Here is a 981-nt window from a genome sequence, read left to right as displayed (position 1 = left end):
CGCTTATAAGTTTAGATAAACTTAGTATTAGCGAAGGCGATACCGTACTTATTGAAGGTGGTTCGGGCGCTGTAGGGCAGTTTGCTATTCAGTATGCTAAGCAACGTGGAGCAGATGTATTTGCAACTGCATCAAAGCGAAACCATAAACTGGTTAAGCAGCTAGGCGCAGACATGGTTTTTGATTACAACGATAAAAAGTTGTGTGAAAAAATTCGCAGAGAACTTGGTCCACAAGGCTTTGACGCAGTTATAGACACCATTGGTGGTGACTCAACGGCTAGAAATATTGAGCTAATGCGTTTTTGCGGTAAAATTGCGTGCCTAAACCCTCTACCATGCTTTGATCAAGACTTAATGTACCGCAGAGCGCCTAACATTAGTGTGGTATCGCTTGGTGGTGCATGGCTTGCTAATAGCTTATGTGCACAGCAACGTTTAAGTTTTATGGGTAATTTGTTACTAGAAAGCGCATGTAATGGCGATATTAAAACACCTGAACTCACCGCTGTTGAGTTTAATGCACAAGCGGTATCTGATGCGCTTAATAAACAATTAGCGGGTGGTTTTACGGGTAAACAAGTTGTTCATGTAGCACCATAAGCATACGTCACTTTAAAAAACGCAGCATTTTATGCTGCGTTTTTTTATGCCTATTTTATGTATTTTGCATCCCACCAAATCGTATTTCTATTTATTAGCTGTTTTATTCATCATTTTGATAAAAATAGTTATTTTCAGCGTACAGCTGTAAGCCTTTGCGTTTCAACAGTTTACGTTCAGGTAAAGAAAATAAATTGAAAAAAACTGTTAATTAATTGAATAGAGTAATTGATCTAAACGATTTTTTATGACGTAATGTAGTTATTATTTAGCTGGTCGGATGAGTTCAATCATGAGTTTACGTACAAAATTAAAAAAAGTATTACCAAGTATATCTATCACTGAACAAGAAGCGTTAGACGCAGGCGATGTATGGCTT

At 37.6% G+C, this 981-nt stretch carries 1 pseudogene (only partly in view); it reads left to right on the top strand.

The features are described 5' to 3' along the window. A pseudogene (locus L647_RS01000000123935) lies at positions 1 to 602 on the top strand (zinc-binding dehydrogenase); it begins 429 nt to the left of the window's first position. Positions 603 to 981 lie beyond the last annotated feature (379 nt).

It is taken from the genome of Pseudoalteromonas sp. TB64 (assembly GCF_000498095.1).
In the GTDB taxonomy this organism is placed as follows: Bacteria; Pseudomonadota; Gammaproteobacteria; order Enterobacterales; family Alteromonadaceae; genus Pseudoalteromonas.
This window is presented reverse-complemented; position numbering and strand designations above follow the sequence as displayed.